General features: G+C 31.6%; 16 protein-coding genes and 2 tRNA genes. 8 read left to right on the plus strand and 10 right to left on the minus strand.

Translation table 11 applies throughout. The features are described from left to right. A partial coding sequence (locus G0Q09_RS09040) for an integrase core domain-containing protein (RefSeq protein WP_219034637.1) occupies nucleotides 1-443 on the plus strand: 443 nt, incomplete at its 5' end. 196 nt (nucleotides 444-639) lie between these two features. After that, nucleotides 640-1776 (plus strand): DegT/DnrJ/EryC1/StrS family aminotransferase, encoded by a 1137-nt coding sequence (locus tag G0Q09_RS09045; protein ID WP_219034638.1) that lies wholly within the window; start codon nucleotides 640-642, stop codon nucleotides 1774-1776. A gap of 636 nt (nucleotides 1777-2412) precedes the next feature. On the opposite strand, the gene G0Q09_RS09050 is transcribed toward G0Q09_RS09045, so the two are convergent. Both G0Q09_RS09050 and G0Q09_RS09055 read right to left on the minus strand, forming a co-directional pair. Next, nucleotides 2413-3405 carry a hypothetical protein gene (locus tag G0Q09_RS09050; protein ID WP_219034639.1) on the minus strand — a complete coding sequence of 331 codons (993 nt, stop codon included), beginning with the start codon at nucleotides 3403-3405 and terminating at the stop codon, nucleotides 2413-2415. After that, nucleotides 3398-4054, minus strand: coding sequence for an ATP-binding cassette domain-containing protein (locus G0Q09_RS09055; protein ID WP_219034640.1), 657 nt, complete (start codon nucleotides 4052-4054; stop codon nucleotides 3398-3400). Before G0Q09_RS09055 ends, G0Q09_RS09050 begins: the two co-directional genes overlap by 8 nt. 96 nt (nucleotides 4055-4150) lie before the next feature. On the opposite strand from G0Q09_RS09055, the gene pheS reads away from it, so the two are divergent. After that, nucleotides 4151-5170 carry a phenylalanine--tRNA ligase subunit alpha gene (gene pheS / locus G0Q09_RS09060; RefSeq protein WP_219034641.1) on the plus strand — a complete coding sequence of 340 codons (1020 nt, stop codon included), beginning with the start codon at nucleotides 4151-4153 and terminating at the stop codon, nucleotides 5168-5170. A 452-nt stretch (nucleotides 5171-5622) separates the two neighbouring features. Here the strand turns inward: pheS and G0Q09_RS09065 are convergent, their stop codons facing one another. Next, the gene (locus G0Q09_RS09065; protein ID WP_219034642.1) at nucleotides 5623-6114 is read right to left on the minus strand and encodes a MepB family protein; all 492 of its coding nucleotides are present in this window, start codon (nucleotides 6112-6114) and stop codon (nucleotides 5623-5625) included. Next, nucleotides 6115-7182, minus strand: a complete 1068-nt coding sequence (locus G0Q09_RS09070) for an ABC transporter substrate-binding protein (protein WP_219034643.1) — start codon at nucleotides 7180-7182, stop codon at nucleotides 6115-6117. It abuts the gene before it with no gap. A gap of 190 nt (nucleotides 7183-7372) precedes the next feature. On the opposite strand from G0Q09_RS09070, the gene G0Q09_RS09075 reads away from it, so the two are divergent. Next, a tRNA-Arg gene (locus tag G0Q09_RS09075) sits at nucleotides 7373-7446 on the plus strand. A gap of 108 nt (nucleotides 7447-7554) precedes the next feature. Here G0Q09_RS09075 and der read toward each other — a convergent pair. The 4 genes from der to G0Q09_RS09095 all read right to left on the minus strand — a co-directional run bounded on the left by der (nucleotide 7555) and on the right by G0Q09_RS09095 (nucleotide 9968). Further along, nucleotides 7555-8862, minus strand: a complete 1308-nt coding sequence (gene der / locus G0Q09_RS09080; RefSeq protein ID WP_219034644.1) for a ribosome biogenesis GTPase Der — start codon at nucleotides 8860-8862, stop codon at nucleotides 7555-7557. A 103-nt stretch (nucleotides 8863-8965) separates the two neighbouring features. Continuing rightward, on the minus strand, nucleotides 8966-9394 hold the full coding sequence (locus tag G0Q09_RS09085; protein WP_038336508.1) for an adenylyltransferase/cytidyltransferase family protein: 429 nt from the start codon (nucleotides 9392-9394) through the stop codon (nucleotides 8966-8968). Nucleotides 9395-9429: 35 nt separating this feature from the next. Beyond that, on the minus strand, nucleotides 9430-9780 hold the full coding sequence (locus G0Q09_RS09090; RefSeq protein WP_038336510.1) for a phosphomannose isomerase type II C-terminal cupin domain: 351 nt from the start codon (nucleotides 9778-9780) through the stop codon (nucleotides 9430-9432). A gap of 112 nt (nucleotides 9781-9892) precedes the next feature. Continuing rightward, nucleotides 9893-9968, minus strand: a tRNA-Phe gene (locus G0Q09_RS09095). A gap of 131 nt (nucleotides 9969-10099) precedes the next feature. Here G0Q09_RS09095 and cls point away from each other — a divergent pair. Together cls and G0Q09_RS09105 are read left to right on the plus strand one after the other, a co-directional pair. Continuing rightward, a complete protein-coding gene (cls, locus tag G0Q09_RS09100; protein WP_219034645.1) occupies nucleotides 10100-11590 on the plus strand; it encodes a cardiolipin synthase in 1491 nt (496 codons plus the stop codon). 34 nt (nucleotides 11591-11624) lie between these two features. Then, complete coding sequence (locus tag G0Q09_RS09105; RefSeq protein WP_219034646.1) at nucleotides 11625-11768, plus strand: hypothetical protein; 144 nt, start codon at nucleotides 11625-11627, stop codon at nucleotides 11766-11768. A gap of 42 nt (nucleotides 11769-11810) precedes the next feature. Here G0Q09_RS09105 and G0Q09_RS09110 read toward each other — a convergent pair whose 3' ends face one another. After that, a complete protein-coding gene (locus tag G0Q09_RS09110; RefSeq protein WP_219034647.1) occupies nucleotides 11811-12449 on the minus strand; it encodes an HdeD family acid-resistance protein in 639 nt (212 codons plus the stop codon). 175 nt (nucleotides 12450-12624) lie between these two features. On the opposite strand from G0Q09_RS09110, the gene G0Q09_RS09115 reads away from it, so the two are divergent. Further along, nucleotides 12625-13950 carry a hydroxymethylglutaryl-CoA synthase family protein gene (locus tag G0Q09_RS09115; RefSeq protein WP_219034648.1) on the plus strand — a complete coding sequence of 442 codons (1326 nt, stop codon included), beginning with the start codon at nucleotides 12625-12627 and terminating at the stop codon, nucleotides 13948-13950. A 35-nt stretch (nucleotides 13951-13985) separates the two neighbouring features. On the opposite strand, the gene G0Q09_RS09120 is transcribed toward G0Q09_RS09115, so the two are convergent. Then, nucleotides 13986-15410 (minus strand): MATE family efflux transporter, encoded by a 1425-nt coding sequence (locus G0Q09_RS09120; protein WP_219034649.1) that lies wholly within the window; start codon nucleotides 15408-15410, stop codon nucleotides 13986-13988. A gap of 200 nt (nucleotides 15411-15610) precedes the next feature. Here G0Q09_RS09120 and G0Q09_RS09125 point away from each other — a divergent pair, with 200 nt between their 5' ends. Further along, the gene (locus G0Q09_RS09125; protein WP_219034650.1) at nucleotides 15611-17725 is read left to right on the plus strand and encodes a prolyl oligopeptidase family serine peptidase; all 2115 of its coding nucleotides are present in this window, start codon (nucleotides 15611-15613) and stop codon (nucleotides 17723-17725) included. Nucleotides 17726-17792: the final 67 nt, after the last annotated feature.

Raw genomic sequence — 17792 nt, forward strand, 5'->3', positions numbered from 1 at the left:
CTTCAGCTAAAGTAATTTCTGAACTAGAAAAACTAATCGAATGGCGAGGGAAACCTGAGAAAATTAGAGTAGATAATGGTCCAGAATTTATTGCTGAAAAACTAAAACTATTTTGTCAAAAAAAAGCCATTGAATTATATTATATTCAACCTGGGAAACCTACGCAAAACTCATTGATTGAAAGATTTAATAGAACTTTTAGAACAGATTTTTTAAATGCTTATTTATTTGAAAATATCAAAGAAATGAAAAATTATACAGAAATTTGGATGTGGATGTATAACAATGAAAGACCACACAGTTCTTTGCAATATCTTTCTCCTAGAAACTTTTTATTGAAATATGGTAAGGTCAAAAATCCTAATGATTTTCCTACATTTCAAATTAATCAAAATAATAATACAATAATATTAAATAAAAACTCTACTTTTAAGTGTTCTTAACAAGGGGAAGATTACAGTTGTACCGAAGACTTATACGATTGATAATGAATTATAAAAAAGGCATTAAAACTCTCACGTTAAGAAAATGTTTGAGAGTATTAATAAGATTTTTTATTTTATGAAGTTTTATGACTAACTAATGAAGTTATAATTATAGTTTTATATTAAATTTGTACAACAAAAACAACTATAGAAAATGGCTGAAAAGATATGGTTATCATCTCCTCATATGGGAGGAAATGAATTAAAATACATTCACGAAGCATTCGATGCAAACTGGGTGGCTCCTTTAGGACCAAATGTTAATGGTTTTGAAGCAGATTTAGAAAATTTCTTAAATGCAGATGTAAAAGTTGCAGCATTAGCTGCAGGAACAGCGGCAATTCATTTAGCATTAATAGAATGTGGGGTTTCACATGGTGATGAGGTAATCTGTCAATCGATGACATTCTCAGCAACAGCAAATCCAATTGCGTACCAAGGTGCAACGCCTGTTTTCATCGATTCTGAAAAAGACACATGGAATCTTTGTCCAATTGTATTAGAAGAAGCAATAAAAGATCGTATTGCAAAAGGAAAAACACCAAAAGCGATTTTAGCGGTTCATTTGTATGGAATGCCTTACAAGGTTGACGAAGTACATGCTGTTGCAGAAAAATATAACATTCCTGTGATAGAAGATGCTGCAGAAGCATTGGGTTCTACGTTCAAAGGTAAAGCTTGTGGAACGTTTGGCCGTTTCGGAGCCTTATCGTTTAACGGGAATAAAATTATTACAACTTCTGGTGGTGGAGCGTTGGTTTCTCATACACAAGAAGATAAAGATAAAGCGGTATTTTTAGCGACACAAGCGCGTGATAATGCACCTCATTATCAACATTCGCATATTGGATACAATTACCGTATGAGTAATATTACTGCAGGTATTGGTCGTGGACAAATGGAAGTATTGACAGATAGAGTAGAAGCTCGTCGTGCAATGAACAAATTCTATCAAGAGTTATTTTCTGATATTGATGGCGTAACTGTTTTTGTTGAACCAAGTTCTGATTATTTCTCTAACCATTGGTTATCTGCGATTTTAATTGATCCAAAAGTAGCAGGGAAAACACGTGAAGATTTGCGTTTAGCTTTCTTGGAAGATGATATCGAATCTCGTCCATTATGGAAACCAATGCACATGCAACCTGTATTTGCAGATGCACCTTATTATGGAGGAACAGTAGCAGAAGAATTATTCGAAAATGGATTATGTTTACCTTCTGGTTCTAATTTAACAGATGCAGAACGCGAACGAATTTCTGCTAAAGTAAAAGAAGTGTTTGGAAAATAATTCTCAAAAATATAATATCAATCAAATCCTCTCAAGTTTTCTTAGGAGGATTTTTTGTTTGTTAATATGAGTTAATATGAAATAAATTCCCCTCTTGAGAGGGGTAAGGGGAGTGTAAAATTATAGATTGATATTCTAGTTGATTGAACGGAGCCGAAATCAAAATATATAAGATACGATTCTGAGACAAGCCCAGAATGACAAAATCCGTTTCCAAAACTGAATTTGATTATTAATAAGAATAAGAATAAGAATAAAAGCGTAAAACGTTAAGCGTATAACTTAATAAAAACCGACCTTAAAACTCTCACGTTAAGAAAATAATTTAAGTTCTAAGTATTGAGTTTTAAGTAATAAGTTTTTACAAAATTTGTGAATGAAAAAAGAATTAAAAAAATGTCATATGATTTGGAGGCGAGTGTCAAAAAGTTGAAAGTCATGGTTAAAATGTTTTACTATTTGCGTAGCAAATGATTTAAAACATTGAATGACTAAAACTGATTTTGACCGTCGAAAATCAAAGACTTGATGTTTTGTAATCACATACTCTGTTTGCACAGACTTTGCATTAAGGTAAAAGTTAGAAGAAAAATAATAAAACAGGTTTTAAAATTTCTCGTAAAAAACCGAAATCATCTACAAATAAAACTCAGAATCCCCAGTAATCCTTTCCTTCGTGAATTTCCTAAAAGCGATAAGATGTAGAATAAAACTCATCGGGAAAATACTCAGATAAAGTAACCAATCTACATTTTTATTTAGAATTATTGTTAGAAAAAAACAGACAATAAGCATCGAAAGTAAACCAATTGGAAATTGATGATTGATAAAAATATATTTGATTGGAAAAGTAATAATAATCGCTCCTAAACAACTTATTCCGTACCCAAAATAGGTTGGATTTAGATATAAAGCCATTACTAAACAAGGTAAAATAAAGAGTAAACTGTTTAGGCTAAAATCAATTTCATTCTTTAGTATATATTGTTTGTTGGATAATTTTGAACTTATAAAGTAAGCTAATTTCTCTGTTTTTTGAATATTTCCGAGAAGGAGAAAAAGAATTCCGACAATAGAAACAATGAACAAATTCAGGTTATTTTCAACCAATCCTTGATACGAAATATAATAGGCACCAATAAACATGAGATAATTAATTTTGAATCGTCTAAGTTGAACAATCGTCAAAACATCTAAAATTCGAAGTCTATTTTTTACCATTGGTTTACCAATCTTTCCATTATAAAAAGTGAAAAATAAAATCAATGCAAAAATAACCGCTAAACTAATCATCCAACCAAAATGAATAGCCACAATAATGTTGAAAACATTAACAAGAATGAGATCTATAAGATAAATGAGATAGGTTTTTCGGGGATTGAATAAACCTTTTAAAAGTCCAAAATCTTTTCTGATATTTACTTGCTGACTTGCCATAAAACTAAAAAATAGAACAAGATATTCTTTATAATCAAAGGCAGGAAAACTCGGAAAACTACCATTCAATATTTTGAAAATAATGACAAAATAAAGGATAAAAGGTATCCAAAATTTAGACGAATCGTTGTAGGTTAATTGGCGAAAACGGTTGATGTAAATGATTTTTAGCGTATATAGAATTTTATCCATGATCGATTGATTGCATAAACAAGTTCATAATATTTTCATTCTCAACTTCCGTAATTTGTTGCTCATTTACATAAAATGTTTTGGTCAAATAAGGCGAAACAATCTCGATAATATGCGAAGAAACGAACACAATATTTTCTTTCGATAATTGTCTGATTTTATGCAATAAAACATAATTACTTTCGATATCTAAACCATTAAAAGGTTCATCGAAAATATAAATTTTATAATCATCAAATTGTAAAATAGTATTGACATATGCTTTTTTCAGCGTTCCTGTCGACATTGTTTTAAGTAAAACTTTTTCATCAATATCAAAGATTCGAGTTGAATTTGAGTTTTTTCGACCAGATACTTTTTGATAAAATTTATAAAATTCATCCGCAGTCAAATATTCATAAATCATCGGTTCGGTTGCTAAAAATGCAACATCAGAAGGCTGTAGAATTTCATTGTTTAATCTAATTGAACCTTCATAGGATTTCAAACCGCATAAGGTTTTCAGAAAAGTACTTTTTCCTTGTCCGTTTTTCCCAAAAACGCCATACAAACCATTGGAATCTATTTTGAGATCGATCGCTTTCAAAATAACTTTATCTAAATCATAACTGATTTTCTCAAGATTAATTTCTAAAATTGGTTGAGCCATTTTTACAGAGTTTTAGTGGAATAAAGATAAAAGTACTCAAATAATTTGTTATAAGTTGATTATCGGTTAAATTTGTAATCAAATTGATCAGAAATTATGATTGACCAAATCAAACAATATATTGAAGAAGTAAAAAACTTCCATTCAACAAATGCTGCTGAAATTGAAGAATTCAGAATTAAATTTTTAGGAAAAAAAGGAATTTTAACGGACTTGTTTACGCAGTTCAAATCTGTTCCGAATGAACAAAAAAAGGAATTTGGTCAAGTTGTGAATGAATTAAAAACATTGGCAACTGAAAAATCAACTGTTCTTAAAAATGAAATCTCAAACGAAGGAAAAACTGATTCTTCTTTAGATTTAACACGTCCTGGAGAGCCTTTTACATTGGGTTCTCGTCATCCAATTAATATTACAAAAAATCGTATTATCGAGATTTTTAATCGCATTGGATTCAGCGTTTCTGAAGGGCCAGAAATCGAAGATGATTGGCACAATTTTACAGCGTTAAATTTGCCTGCGCATCACCCTGCGAGAGACATGCAAGATACATTTTTCATCGAAACTAATCCAGATATTGTGTTGCGTACGCATACGTCGTCTACGCAGATTCGTCATATGGAGAAAAATCAACCGCCCATGCGTTTCTTAGCGCCAGGTCGTGTTTACCGTAACGAAGCGATTTCGTCTCGTTCGCATATGATGTTCCACCAAATCGAAGGTTTATACATCGACGAAGGTGTTTCGTTTGCAGATTTGAAACAAACTTTAAGTTATTTTACAACTGAGTTATTTGGTAAATCTGAAATTCGTTTACGTCCTTCATATTTCCCATTTACAGAGCCTTCTGCGGAGGTTGACGTGTATTGGGGATTAGAAACAGAAACTGATTATCGTATGACAAAAGGTACAGGTTGGTTAGAAATTATGGGATGTGGAATGGTAGATCCTAACGTTTTGCGTAATGTTGATATCGATCCTGAGAAATATTCGGGTTATGCATTCGGTATGGGAATTGAGCGTATCGCGTTATTATTATACCAAATTGGGGATATCCGTTTGTATACAGAAAATGATAAACGTTTCTTAGAGCAATTTCAATCGGAGTTATTCTAAGATAGAAAATATTATAAACAAAAAATCCTGTTCAATTGAGCAGGATTTTTTTATTGGAATAATGTTTTAAATAATATATTAGAGATTATATCCTTTAGTTTTAATTTTCATAAAAAAGCATTTAGAAATTGTCATGCCGAGACATCACTCTATTTATTTACAAAGTAATAATTAATGTAATCGTCCTATTAAAAATGGCCTTAAATCTATGACGTTAAGAAAATAATTGAATGTAACGTTAAAAAGATTTTAGCCTGTAGGGTTTTTAAAATCTTTAGTGAAATGAAAGTATTTTTAGTCTAATAGATTTACAGCCTTGACTTTTTGGTTACTTTTTAGTCAAGTAAAAAGTGACATAAAATATAAGGAATATCTAATTATATGATGTGTTTAATTTTCATAAAAAAGCATTTAGAAATTGTCATGTCAAGCTTGTTGAGACATCTCAATTATTATTTAAGTATTGATTTAACATTTTTCTTATCAATTTGTTGATTGTTGACTTCTACAAAATAATCTTGTTGCCAATTTTGAGTTTTCTCCGCTTGTTTATTTTCAGGTTTTACCCAATTCGGATAAACTCTAAAACCTCTTTTTCCTTCTGTTTTAATTGAGGTCAAAATATTCTTTTCAATTAAAATTGATGTCGGAAAAATATAAAAACCTAGTTTAGAATCATCTTCTGCAGCAATAATGTAATAATCAAAACCATCATTTTCGTCAAAAGGTTCGGTTTGTTTAGCTGTATTTCGTTTCCATAACGTTACAAATTGACCAACTTTTTTAGGCGTAATTTTCGCTTTTCTAAATTTTATAGAAAATTCTTTAACATTGAAATTATAACCTATATATTCGTCACATTCTGCATCTTTTTCAAGAGTTGAAATGGATAAATTCGAAGATTTTAGAACAAAATCTTCGAATTTTTGAATAATTTCAATCATTTATTTCAATTGTTGATAAAAGTATAAATCATACGTTGGGAATAAATTTGGATAGAAAATTTTTCCTAAATCATTCAAAATAATATCAGGACGAAGAATTCCTTGTTCAAAATAATCATTCGAACCTTTTGCATTCATACGTTTGTTGTAAGCGTACACATTTCCTTTCTTAAATGCATCAAACCACGCATAGTTTGGATAAGAAGCTTTCATTTCTGCCAACGTATTTACGTTTGTAACATTGATCCAATAATTTGCAGATTTTCCAGCTGTATAAACTTCTTCAAATGTTAAGCTCAAACTATTTTCACCTGTTTTATTCTTGAAAATATAATTTCCTTTCGCATCATCAATCAATTTTGCTTGCAACAAATCATTTGTCGGAACGTACCAAATGTCGCCATACATTGTATTCACAATTGTAGAAACATTACCTTGCGCTTTGGTTTGAATGATATTTTTGATCGAATCATAATTATTTTTAACCGTTTCTACGCGTTTTTCAGCTTCTGTATCTTTTCCGAATAATTTTCCGAAAACCTTCAAATACTCAACTTGTCCCAATGGGTTTTGCTCTTTGTATTCATCTAAATACAATACTTTTATTCCATTTTGTTCCAATTGTTGATGAAATTTTGCTAAAACAGGATTAGAACTTGCGATAATCAATTGTGGTTTATTTTTTAAGATAATTTCTGTGAATAGTTCGTTTGAATTTCCAACTTTTAAGATTGATTTATTCGCAATTCCTTCTGCTATTTTAGGATTGTAAATAAAATCTGCATCGCAAACTCCTTTGATTAAGTCAAGACTTCCTAATTGATCTAAAAACGTCACAGCAGACGAAGTTTCTACCATCACAGTTTTGATTGGCAAGTCTTTTTTATCAAATGAAATCGTATTTCCAGATGATTTTATCGTGATTGTTTCGTTGTTTTCTTCGATAGAAATATTTTTTGCAAACTGAAAAGTTGTATTTTCTTGTTCGGTTTTAACAGCTTCTTTCGACTGTTTACAACTACTAATGGCAAGAAGAACGAATGAGGTTAGAATAAATTTTTTTATCATTTGGATTGAATTTAGAGGAAGCAAGTTAAGAATTCTGTCAAAATCATAAAAAAATATTTTTGTAAGCAATTGATACGTTGTAAATTAAATTATTGTTAAAAATTTTTCTCGAAAAGCTTAGGTTTTTACGATAAAAGTGCTGTATATTTGCATTCGAAAATAAGGGAAAATACTTTCAATTATTTCAAACGGCCGAGTGGCGCAACTGAATAGCGCACTTGATTACGGCTCAAGAGGTTACAGGTTTGAATCCTGTCTCGGTCACAAAAATGCTCAGCGTCAATCGTTGAGCTTTTTTTATGAATGTTAAATTCTATTGTTATCAATAAAAAAGTCCATCTACAAATTGTAAATGGACTTTTTGGATTTTTATTATTTCTTTCTGAAGTAAACTTCAACTGGAACTCCTTCAAAATTGAACTCCTTTCTCAATTGATTTTCGATAAATCGTTTGTAAGGATCTCTAATATATTGCGGCAAGTTACAGAAAAACGCGAATTGAGGCGTTTTTGTAGGTAACTGCGTTACATATTTGATTTTGATGTATTTTCCTTTTACTGCAGGTGGAGGTGTAATCTCGATAATCGGTAACAAGGTTTCGTTTAATTTACTTGTTTTGATACGACGACTGCGGTTCTCGTAAACTTCGATAAATGTATCCACAGCTTTCAAGACACGTTGTTTTGTAAGAGCCGAGATAAACAACACAGGAACGTCTGTAAAAGGCGCAATACGTTTTAGAATAGCATCTTTGTATTCTTTCATTGTATTGGTTTCTTTTTCCAATAAATCCCATTTGTTGATTAAGATGACCACACCTTTTCGGTTACGTTCTGCTAAATAAAGAATATTCAAATCTTGTGCTTCAATACCACGTTCTGCATCAATTACTAAGACACAAACGTCGCATTCTTCGATTGCACGAACCGAACGCATCACAGAATAAAATTCTAAATCTTCGCTTACTTTTCCTTTTTTACGCATTCCGGCAGTGTCTACCAAAACAAATTCGTGTCCAAATTTATTGTACAACGTTTCGATAGAATCACGTGTTGTTCCTGCGATATCCGTTACAATATTACGTTCTTCACCTAATAATGCATTGATTAATGTAGATTTTCCAGCATTTGGACGACCTACGATTGTAATTTTAGGTAAACCTTCGAATGGATCAATGTGTTGTTCTTCTGTAAAACAATCTACCACATCATCTAATAATTCACCTGTTCCACTTCCGCTCATTGCAGCGATAGTGTACATTTTTTCGAATCCTAAGTTATAAAACTCATAAGAATCTTCTAAATTTTTGTTGGTATCGACCTTATTCACAACTAAGAATGTAGGCTTCTTAGTGCGTCTTAAAAGGTTGCCAACTTCCTTATCCATATCCGTTAAACCAACTTGATTGTCTACCATGAACAAAATTACATTTGCTTCATCAATAGCCAATTCAACTTGCTTGCGGATCTCTTCTTCAAAGGTATCATCTGAACCAACGACATACCCTCCGGTATCGATTACGGTAAACTCTTTTCCATTCCAATCAGATTTTCCATAGTGACGGTCACGTGTAACACCAGAAGTGTCATCAACGATAGCTTGTCTTTTTTGGATCATTCTGTTGAAGAACGTAGATTTACCAACGTTTGGTCTTCCTACAATTGCAACTATATTTGACATTTTGCAAAGGTATAATTTTTAGAATTATTTTTTACATTAATTTTTTGATTGAGAAAGTATTGTAAATAAAAAAGGTTAGATAAACTCTAACCTTACTCCATTTTTATTTTACAACTTTAAGAAGTTCTTTTTCAGCAACCACTTTTCTAAGTCCGGAACTTGAGAAACGGTGGTCTCTTGAATTGTAATACAATTCGATTCCTTTTTCTTCACAATATTTACGTCCTGTAAAGTTTTTGTCTTGGTATTCAATCCCTAAAATACGCACATCGATTTTGAAAGATCTCAAAACATCTTCTAAATCCTGTTCTGTTGCATAAGGCACAATTTCGTCAACAAATTTGCAACCTTTTAACTGAATGTAGCGTTCTACAACAGTTTGTGTTGGTTTGTTTTTTTCTGGTCGATCTAATGTTGGATCTGTTTGTAAACCTACAATCAAATAATCGCAATGTTGTTTTGCGTCTTCTAGCATTTTGATATGTCCCGCATGAAGCAAATCAAAAGCACTAAATGTAATTCCGATTTTCATAGTGAATTAGTTTAGTCTTTTATAGTTAGTTTTTATTAATCTTCAGATGATCGGTTGTAATCATCTTCAATTCGAATGATGTCTTCCTCACCAAAATACGTACCATGTTGAACTTCGATAAAAATTAGAGTCTCATTACCTATGTTCTGAATACGATGTTTTGCTTTTAATGGAATAATAACGACTTCACCTGCTTTGTATTCATATTCTTTATCATCAAGTGTTACCATTGCAGTACCCTGAACAATTGTCCAAACTTCTGCACGATGATTGTGGTATTGGTAAGACAAACGCCCGCCAACATTCACTTCTATTCTTTTTAATTTATATATATCGGTGTCCTCTAATACGTAGTACGAACCCCAAGGTCTATTTCCTATTTCCATGTTTTATGCAATTTACGGAATATTTAGATACAACTCTAAAATACTCGATGAATAAATTGTTATGTTCATTCAAAAAAAAAACCTCAAACACATGCTTGAGGTTTTATAAATGTGGTGGTGCCTCCAGGAATCGAACCAGGGACACAAGGATTTTCAGTCCTTTGCTCTACCAACTGAGCTAAGGCACCGTCATTTTGGATTGCAAATATAAGAAGGTTTATTTTATATTTCCAAAATTATTTTTAAATATTTTCTATTAATTTTTTAATGAATTGATTTTTATTCATTTATTTTTATAAAAATTACGAATTGGTAACAAATGGAATGGTCAATCGCACTTTTGCACATCTGGAATTTTATCAAAGAATGGTATTGGGTTCCGCTTACAATCCTTTATGTAATGGTGATTGTTACTATTTTGATCGAAAATCGAAACCCAACCAAAACAATTGCATGGATATTAGTAATTGTTTTTCTACCGTTTATTGGAATAATTCTATATTTTTTCTTTGGACAGAAATTTAAAAAAGATGAATTTTTTAAACGAATAGATAAGAATCATCAAAAAATCATCAATGAAAAATGGGCTGAAATGGATCAATTTGTTCAAGATGATTTAGATAAAGTAAATACAAGAATAGGTTCGTTGTCAAAGGTTTATCGTTATTTAAACAATGCAAGAGTTGCTTATCCTGCAACAAATAATAAAGTAAAGTTGTTGACAAATGGAGAAGAAAAATTCCCTCTTTTTTTGGAAGCTTTACGTGAAGCGAAAGATCATATTCATCTCGAATATTACATTTTTGATGAAGATAATATTGGTAATGAAATCATTGATATTCTGATTGAAAAAGCTAAAAATGGTGTAGAAGTTCGTGTAACTGCGGATGATTTTGGTTCACCAAAACTGAATAAACATCAATCAAGATTTGATGGAACAGGTGTGGAATTTCAAACATTTTTACCTGTTCGATTTTCTTCTTTGGCAAATTCTAATTATCGTAATCACCGCAAAATTTTGATTGTTGATGGTAAAAAAGCATTTGTAGGCGGAATTAACATTAGTGATAAATACATTAATCAAAATGGTGTAAAAAGCCCAAATAATAAGGTTTATTGGCGTGATACTTCGGTGATGATTGAAGGCGATTCTATCAATAGTTTGCAATTGCATTTTTATCTAAATTGGATGATGACGGAAGGCAAAAAGTATAATATTTCTGATCCAAAATATTTTTATTCAAGTAAAGAAAAGAACGATTTTTCAACGGTTAGTTTTGGACTTTCTTCACCAGGAAGTGATTTACATTCGGCAATGGAAGCGATGGTTCTGGCAATTACTTTGGCGAAAAAGAAAGTGCAATTGTGCACGCCATATTTTATACCAAGTGACGAATTTAAAACAGCGATGATGATTGCTGTTTCGAGCGGAGTAGAAGTGGAGTTGATTATACCTAAAAAAGGCGATTCTATTGTAGTGCAACAAGCGTCATTATCATTCCTAAAACCTTTGATGAAGCGGGGTGTAAAAGTTTATTTATACGAAAAAGGATTTATTCACGCCAAAACAATAACGGTTGATGATAAATTGGCTTTTATTGGAACAGTGAATTTAGATTATCGTAGTTTTATGATTAATTTCGAGATTACTTCGGTGATTGAAAATGCAACGTTATTACAACAAATGAGTGCTCAATTTGATATAGATAAAGAGGATTCAGAATTATTAACGCTAGAAAAATGGGAAAATAGACCTTGGTATTACCGTGCATTTGCATCAATTTGTAGATTGTTAGCACCGATATTGTAAATATTTATTACATTCGATTTTAGATCAAGGTAATATGAAAAAGGTATCTTTATTAACAATTGGAAAAATTGCTATAGGTGCAGTTCTAGCTTATGGTTTTCTAAATTTTATAGATCAACCAGATGTTATGATTGAATCTTTTAAAACTGGATTTTTAGAAGGAATCTTAGGAAAATAAAACAAAAACCTCCACTTCAATTAAAGTGGAGGTTTTTGTTTTTTATTGATTTTTAAAATCTTCGATTTCTTTTCTAATTTCTTCATATCGACTTCTCAAATCGTCCGAAATATTATTCGGGATATCTTTAATTTTCTTCAATTGTAATGAAATAAAAATCGCAAATAATCCTGTCGAAATAACCGCTAAACCAAGCCATGCAACAGCTGTTAAACCTGCTAATTGTGGTTTTGATAATAAAATAAGCGAAATGATTAATCCAATAATAGCTAAGAACAGAGAAATTCCCCAATCTTTTACGCCATAATTTTTTAGGTCGAAAGCATAACTAATTCCAGAAATTGAGCGGAATAAAATTAAAAATCCAACATAATAAGCAAAAACTTCTAAACTTAGAATTGGATTTACAACTAACATAAATCCAACAATAGTTGTAATAATTCCATATGTCAATGTCCAGCCCCAACTATCAATTTCATCTTTGTTCGAAATGGAAAAGATAATTTCTGAAATTCCTGAAAATAAAAACGAAACTGCAAAGAAGACTGAAAGTGCTACATATGATGCAGTAGGAAATGCAAAACAATAAATTCCTAATCCAACAAATAGTAATCCTATGATAAGTAAAATCCACCAATATTTGATAGAATTTTTAATTGATTTGTAAAAAGTACGTGCCATTTTGAAAATTGATATTTTAAATTATGCTCTTAAATTTAAGAAATTTTATAATTAAAAGCATTCTTTTTTGAGTAATTTATAATGAAATTAGATTTCTTAAAATTCAGGATTTATTTCATGCCAGAATAAAATTAAAATACCCTTAACTTTGAAGTTCGCTTAAAAATCAACGAAAATGAAGTATGGAATAGAGGCGGCTTCTATCTACGTTCCGCATATATATTTACCAATAAAAGATTTAGCAATTCAGCGTAATATTGATCCTGATAAACTTGAAATTGGTTTAGGTTTAAAGAGAATGTCAGTTTTAGATGTTCACGAAGATACAGCAACTATTGCTGCGAATGCTTTGTTGAAATTGATTACAGATTTTAATGTTAATCCAAACGAAATCGGACGAATTTATTTAGGAACAGAAAGTGCTTTGGATGGAGCAAAACCAACGGCTACTTATGCGGTTCAGTTAGTAGAATCTGTTTTGGCAAATCAATTTGGAGAACGACCTTTCAAACACACAGATGTTGTGGATATGACATTTGCGTGCGTAGGAGGAGTAGATGCGATGCACAATTCTATCGATTATGTTCGTGTAAATCCAGCTAAAAAAGCGATTGTAATTGCGGCAGATTATGCAAAATATGGTTTAGAATCGACGGGAGAATATACGCAAGGTGCTGGTGCAGTAGCGATGTTAATCTCGAATCAACCAGATTTGATTGCGTTTGATAACAATTGGGGAATTGGAATGGAATCTGTTTTTGATTTCTTTAAACCACATCAATCAACTTCTGACACAGCAGTTTTAAATGCTTTAGGAACAACAAAATCTGAAATCGAAATCTTTTCAGATGAACCAGTTTTTGAAGGTCAATATTCTAACGAATGTTATAAAAATAGAGTTAGAGAAGCTTATTTCAACTTTAAAGAAAAGTCTAAAGTAGAAGGTAAATTGTACGAAAATTGGCGATATATTGCTTTTCACTTGCCTTATGCATTTCAAGGAAAAAGAATGTTTTCGGATGTTTTTGCATTAGAAAATGGTCAAAATAATTCGAATGATAACTTGAAAATTGTTTCAAAATCGGATGAATATAAAGCCTTAATCAAAGAAAAAGTAGAACCAACTCAACGTGCTTCTTCGGAGATCGGAAATATGTACACAGCTTCTGTTTTCACGGCGTTTTTATCGGCTTTACAAGTGAGCGCTGATAATGATGAAGAGTTGAATGAAAAAACTGTTGGATTTATTGCGTATGGTTCTGGATCTAAATCAAAAGTTTTTCAAGGACAAATTGGTGAAGGTTGGAAAAATGTGATGAATAAAATGGATTTGTTCAATTATTTGAATCAAAGAGAAGCGATTTCTTTTGAACAATACCAAGATCTACACAATAAAAATCTAAAAACATCTATTAATGATTCGAAAGGTTTTGCCTTAGATCGCATTGAAACTGAAATTCCAGATTTGAAAGGTGCAAGATATTATACTTACAAAGGATAAAAACATAAAAAAATCGCTCATTTGAGCGATTTTTTTTATACTATTTTCTGCTTCCATTTCCCTCGTTTAAAGAGAATAAATGCTAAAATTGCAATAAACGTTTCCGAAACAGGAATTGCTATAAAAACGCCTTCTTCTTTCAAATTGAAATGATAAGAAAGTACATAAGCTAACGGAATTTGAAATAACCAAAATCCAACAAAATTGATAATCGTTGGTGTCATTGTGTCACCTGCTCCATTAAAAGCATTCATCATCACCATTCCAATTCCATATAATAGAAAACCACTTGCCAAAATATACATTCCTTCTTTTGCAACAAGTTTGATATGCGCTTCTGTTGTAAATATCGAAACCAAATAATTGCTTAATCCATAGAAAATAACACTTACAATCAACATATAAATAATGTTGAATTTCATTGTCATTAAAACAGATTTTTCTGCTTTTTCTGGATTTTTATTTCCTAAATTTTGACCAACTAATGTTGCTGCAGCATTGCTTAATCCCCAAGCAGGTAACATAAAAAACATCATCAATCGTAAGGCTGTTTGATAACCAGACGATGCAATTTCTCCACCAGATTGAGCAACAATTCGCGCAAGAATAATCCAACTACAACTTGCAATAATATATTGTACAATAGCAGGAACTGCAATTTTTACAATATTGATAATTAGTTTAGATTTTGGAACGAAATAGCTCCATTTAATTTGAATTAATGAATCTTTTTTCGTTAAACAATACAATTGATAAACCACACCACCACTTCGTCCAATAGCAGTTGCTAAGGCAGCTCCTTCTAATCCCATTTCAGGAAAAAAGAACCATCCACGAACAAGAATTGGACACAGTATAATATTTATTCCGTTAGCTAACCACAAACTTTTCATCGCAATTGCTGCATTTCCAGCTCCGCGAAAAATTCCGTTAATCAAGAATAATAACACAATTGATAAACAACTTGCCATCATTATTTTAGTGAAATTCTTCCCGTATTCTGCGGCTTGTTCGGTTGATCCCATCCAAATCAATAAATCTTTGGAGAATATAAATCCGAAAATACTCAACAGAATTGTAATGATAATCGATAATAAAATTGCTTGCGAAGCACTTTTTGATGCTTTTTCGGGTTTCTTTTCTCCAATTCTTCGTGCAATAATGGCAGTTGCAGCCATACTTATTCCTATTGAAATCGAATAAACAATTGTTAATAAAGATTCTGTAAGACCAACGGTTTGTATGGCGAAAGCGCTTTCTTTTAAATGTCCTACAAAATATAAATCGACCAATGCAAAGACAGATTCCATCACCATTTCGAACATCATCGGAATTGCTAATAGAAAGACTGATTTTTTGATTGGTAACGCGGTTAAATCTAAGTTTTCGCTTGAAAAAGATTGTTTAATCAACGAAAAAATAGACCCAATTTTGGCTGTTAAAGACTTTTCTAAAGTCATTTTTTTTTGGTTTTTCAAATTAAAAATACTTGATAAATTTTTAAATCAAAATGAATTTAACGTTAAGTTGCCGCGAAGTTTTAAGTATTCATTTCAATTAAAATCTGAGAGGATTTTGCGCAAAATTAAATCATTTTTTTCAATACCAATTTATCTTTTTGATTTTATTATCTTTACCAAAATAGCTATACTAAGAAGAAATGAAAAAAACTGCTTTTATTTTATTTAATGTTGCCCTTATGGTAGGAGTGAATGCACAGAGTTATAAGAAAAAGTATCCAGATACAAAAAAAATTGATCATGTTGATACGTATTTTGGAGAGAATGTACAAGATCCATATCGTTGGTTGGAAGACGATTTGTCTGAGGATACTAAGAAGTGGGTAATCGAACAAAATAAAGCAACTTATGCTTATTTGAATGAGATTCCTTTACGCACGCAATTGAAAAAATCGTTGACAGATATCTGGAATTACGAGAAAATTTCGACTCCTTTCAAAGAAGGAGATTATACGTATTACTACAAAAATGATGGTTTACAACAACATTCAGTTTTGTATCGTAAATTAGGTGAAAACGGAACGGAAGAAGTTTTTTTAGATCCAAATAAATTCTCGAAAGATGGTTCTGTTTCTTTGGCTGATGTTAGTTTTTCTAAAGATGGAAGCTTAGTTGCCTATTCTATTTCAGAAGGTGGATCGGACTGGAGAAAAGTAATTGTTTTGAATGCAAAAGATAAAACACAAGTTGGAGAAACATTGATTGATGTTAAATTCTCTGGAACAGCTTGGAAAGGAAACGACGGTTTTTATTATTCTTCTTATGATAAACCAAAAGGATCTGAATTATCTGAAAAAACAGATCAACACAAATTATATTACCACAAGTTAGGAACGGCTCAGAAAAAAGATCAATTGATTTTTGGAGGAGCAGAAATACCTCGTCGCTATGTTGGTGCTTATTTGACAGATGATGAACGTTTCTTAATCATATCTGCAGCCAATACAACAACAGGAAATGAGTTGTATTATCAGGATTTGTCTCAAGCAAATAGCCCAATCAAAACGATTGTGAACAACTTTGATACAAATACTTCTGTTATTGATAATGATGGAGAGACTTTCTACATTTTTACGAATAACAAAGCACCTAATAACAAGGTTGTAAAAGCTACAATCTCAGATTTGAGCGAAGCTGCTTGGCAAACCGTTATTCCAGAAACTGAAAATGTATTATCTGTTTCTACAGGAGGAGGTTATTTATTTGCTAAATACTTAAAAGATGCAATTTCGGTTGTAGAGCAATACAAATATGATGGATCAAAAGTTCGTCAAATTACATTGCCTGGAGTTGGTTCTGCATCAGGATTTGGAGGGAAAAAATCAGAGAAAGAAATCTATTTCGGATTTTCAAATTATATCACACCTTCTACAAGTTACAAGTACAATGTAGAATCAGGTTCTTCAGATGTTTACATTAAACCAAATGTGAAATTTAATTCAGATGATTATATTTCAGAACAAGTTTTTTATACGTCAAAAGATGGAACAAAAGTTCCGATGATTATTACGTATAAAAAAGGATTGAAGAAAAATGGTAAAAATCCTACAATCGTTTATGGATACGGAGGATTCAATATTAGTTTAACGCCAGGATTTAGTCCAGCAACTGCTGCTTGGATTGAAAATGGTGGAGTTTACGCTGTTCCAAACCTACGTGGAGGTGGAGAATATGGTAAAAAATGGCACGATGGAGGGCGTCAATTCAATAAATTGAATGTTTTTAATGATTTTATAGCAGCAGCAGAATATTTACAGAAAAACAACTATACTTCGCCAGATTATACTGCATTATCAGGAGGATCTAACGGAGGATTATTAGTTGGAGCAACAGAAACAATTAATCCAAAAGTAGCAAAAGTAGCATTGCCTGCGGTTGGTGTTTTGGATATGTTACGTTATCATACATTTACTGCTGGTGCAGGTTGGGGCTATGATTACGGAACAGCTGATGATAGTAAAGAAATGTTCGAGTATTTGAAAGGTTATTCACCAGTTCACAATGTAAAAGAAGGAACATGTTATCCTGCTACATTAGTCACAACAGGAGATCATGATGATCGTGTAGTTCCTGCGCATTCGTACAAGTTTGCGGCAAATTTACAAGCGAAACAAGCGTGTGATAATCCAGTTTTAATCAGAATTGAAACGAAAGCTGGTCACGGAGCAGGTCGTTCGACAGAAGTTGTGATCAATGAAACAGCTGATAAGTATGCCTTCACTTTGTGGAACATGGGAATCAAAAAATTGAAATAATTATAATTTAATTCATTCAAAACCATCTGATTATTCAGGTAGATTTTTTAATTTTATAGGGTTAAAA

It is taken from the genome of Empedobacter falsenii (genome assembly GCF_019308355.1).
Taxonomy (GTDB): domain Bacteria; phylum Bacteroidota; class Bacteroidia; order Flavobacteriales; family Weeksellaceae; genus Empedobacter; species Empedobacter falsenii_B.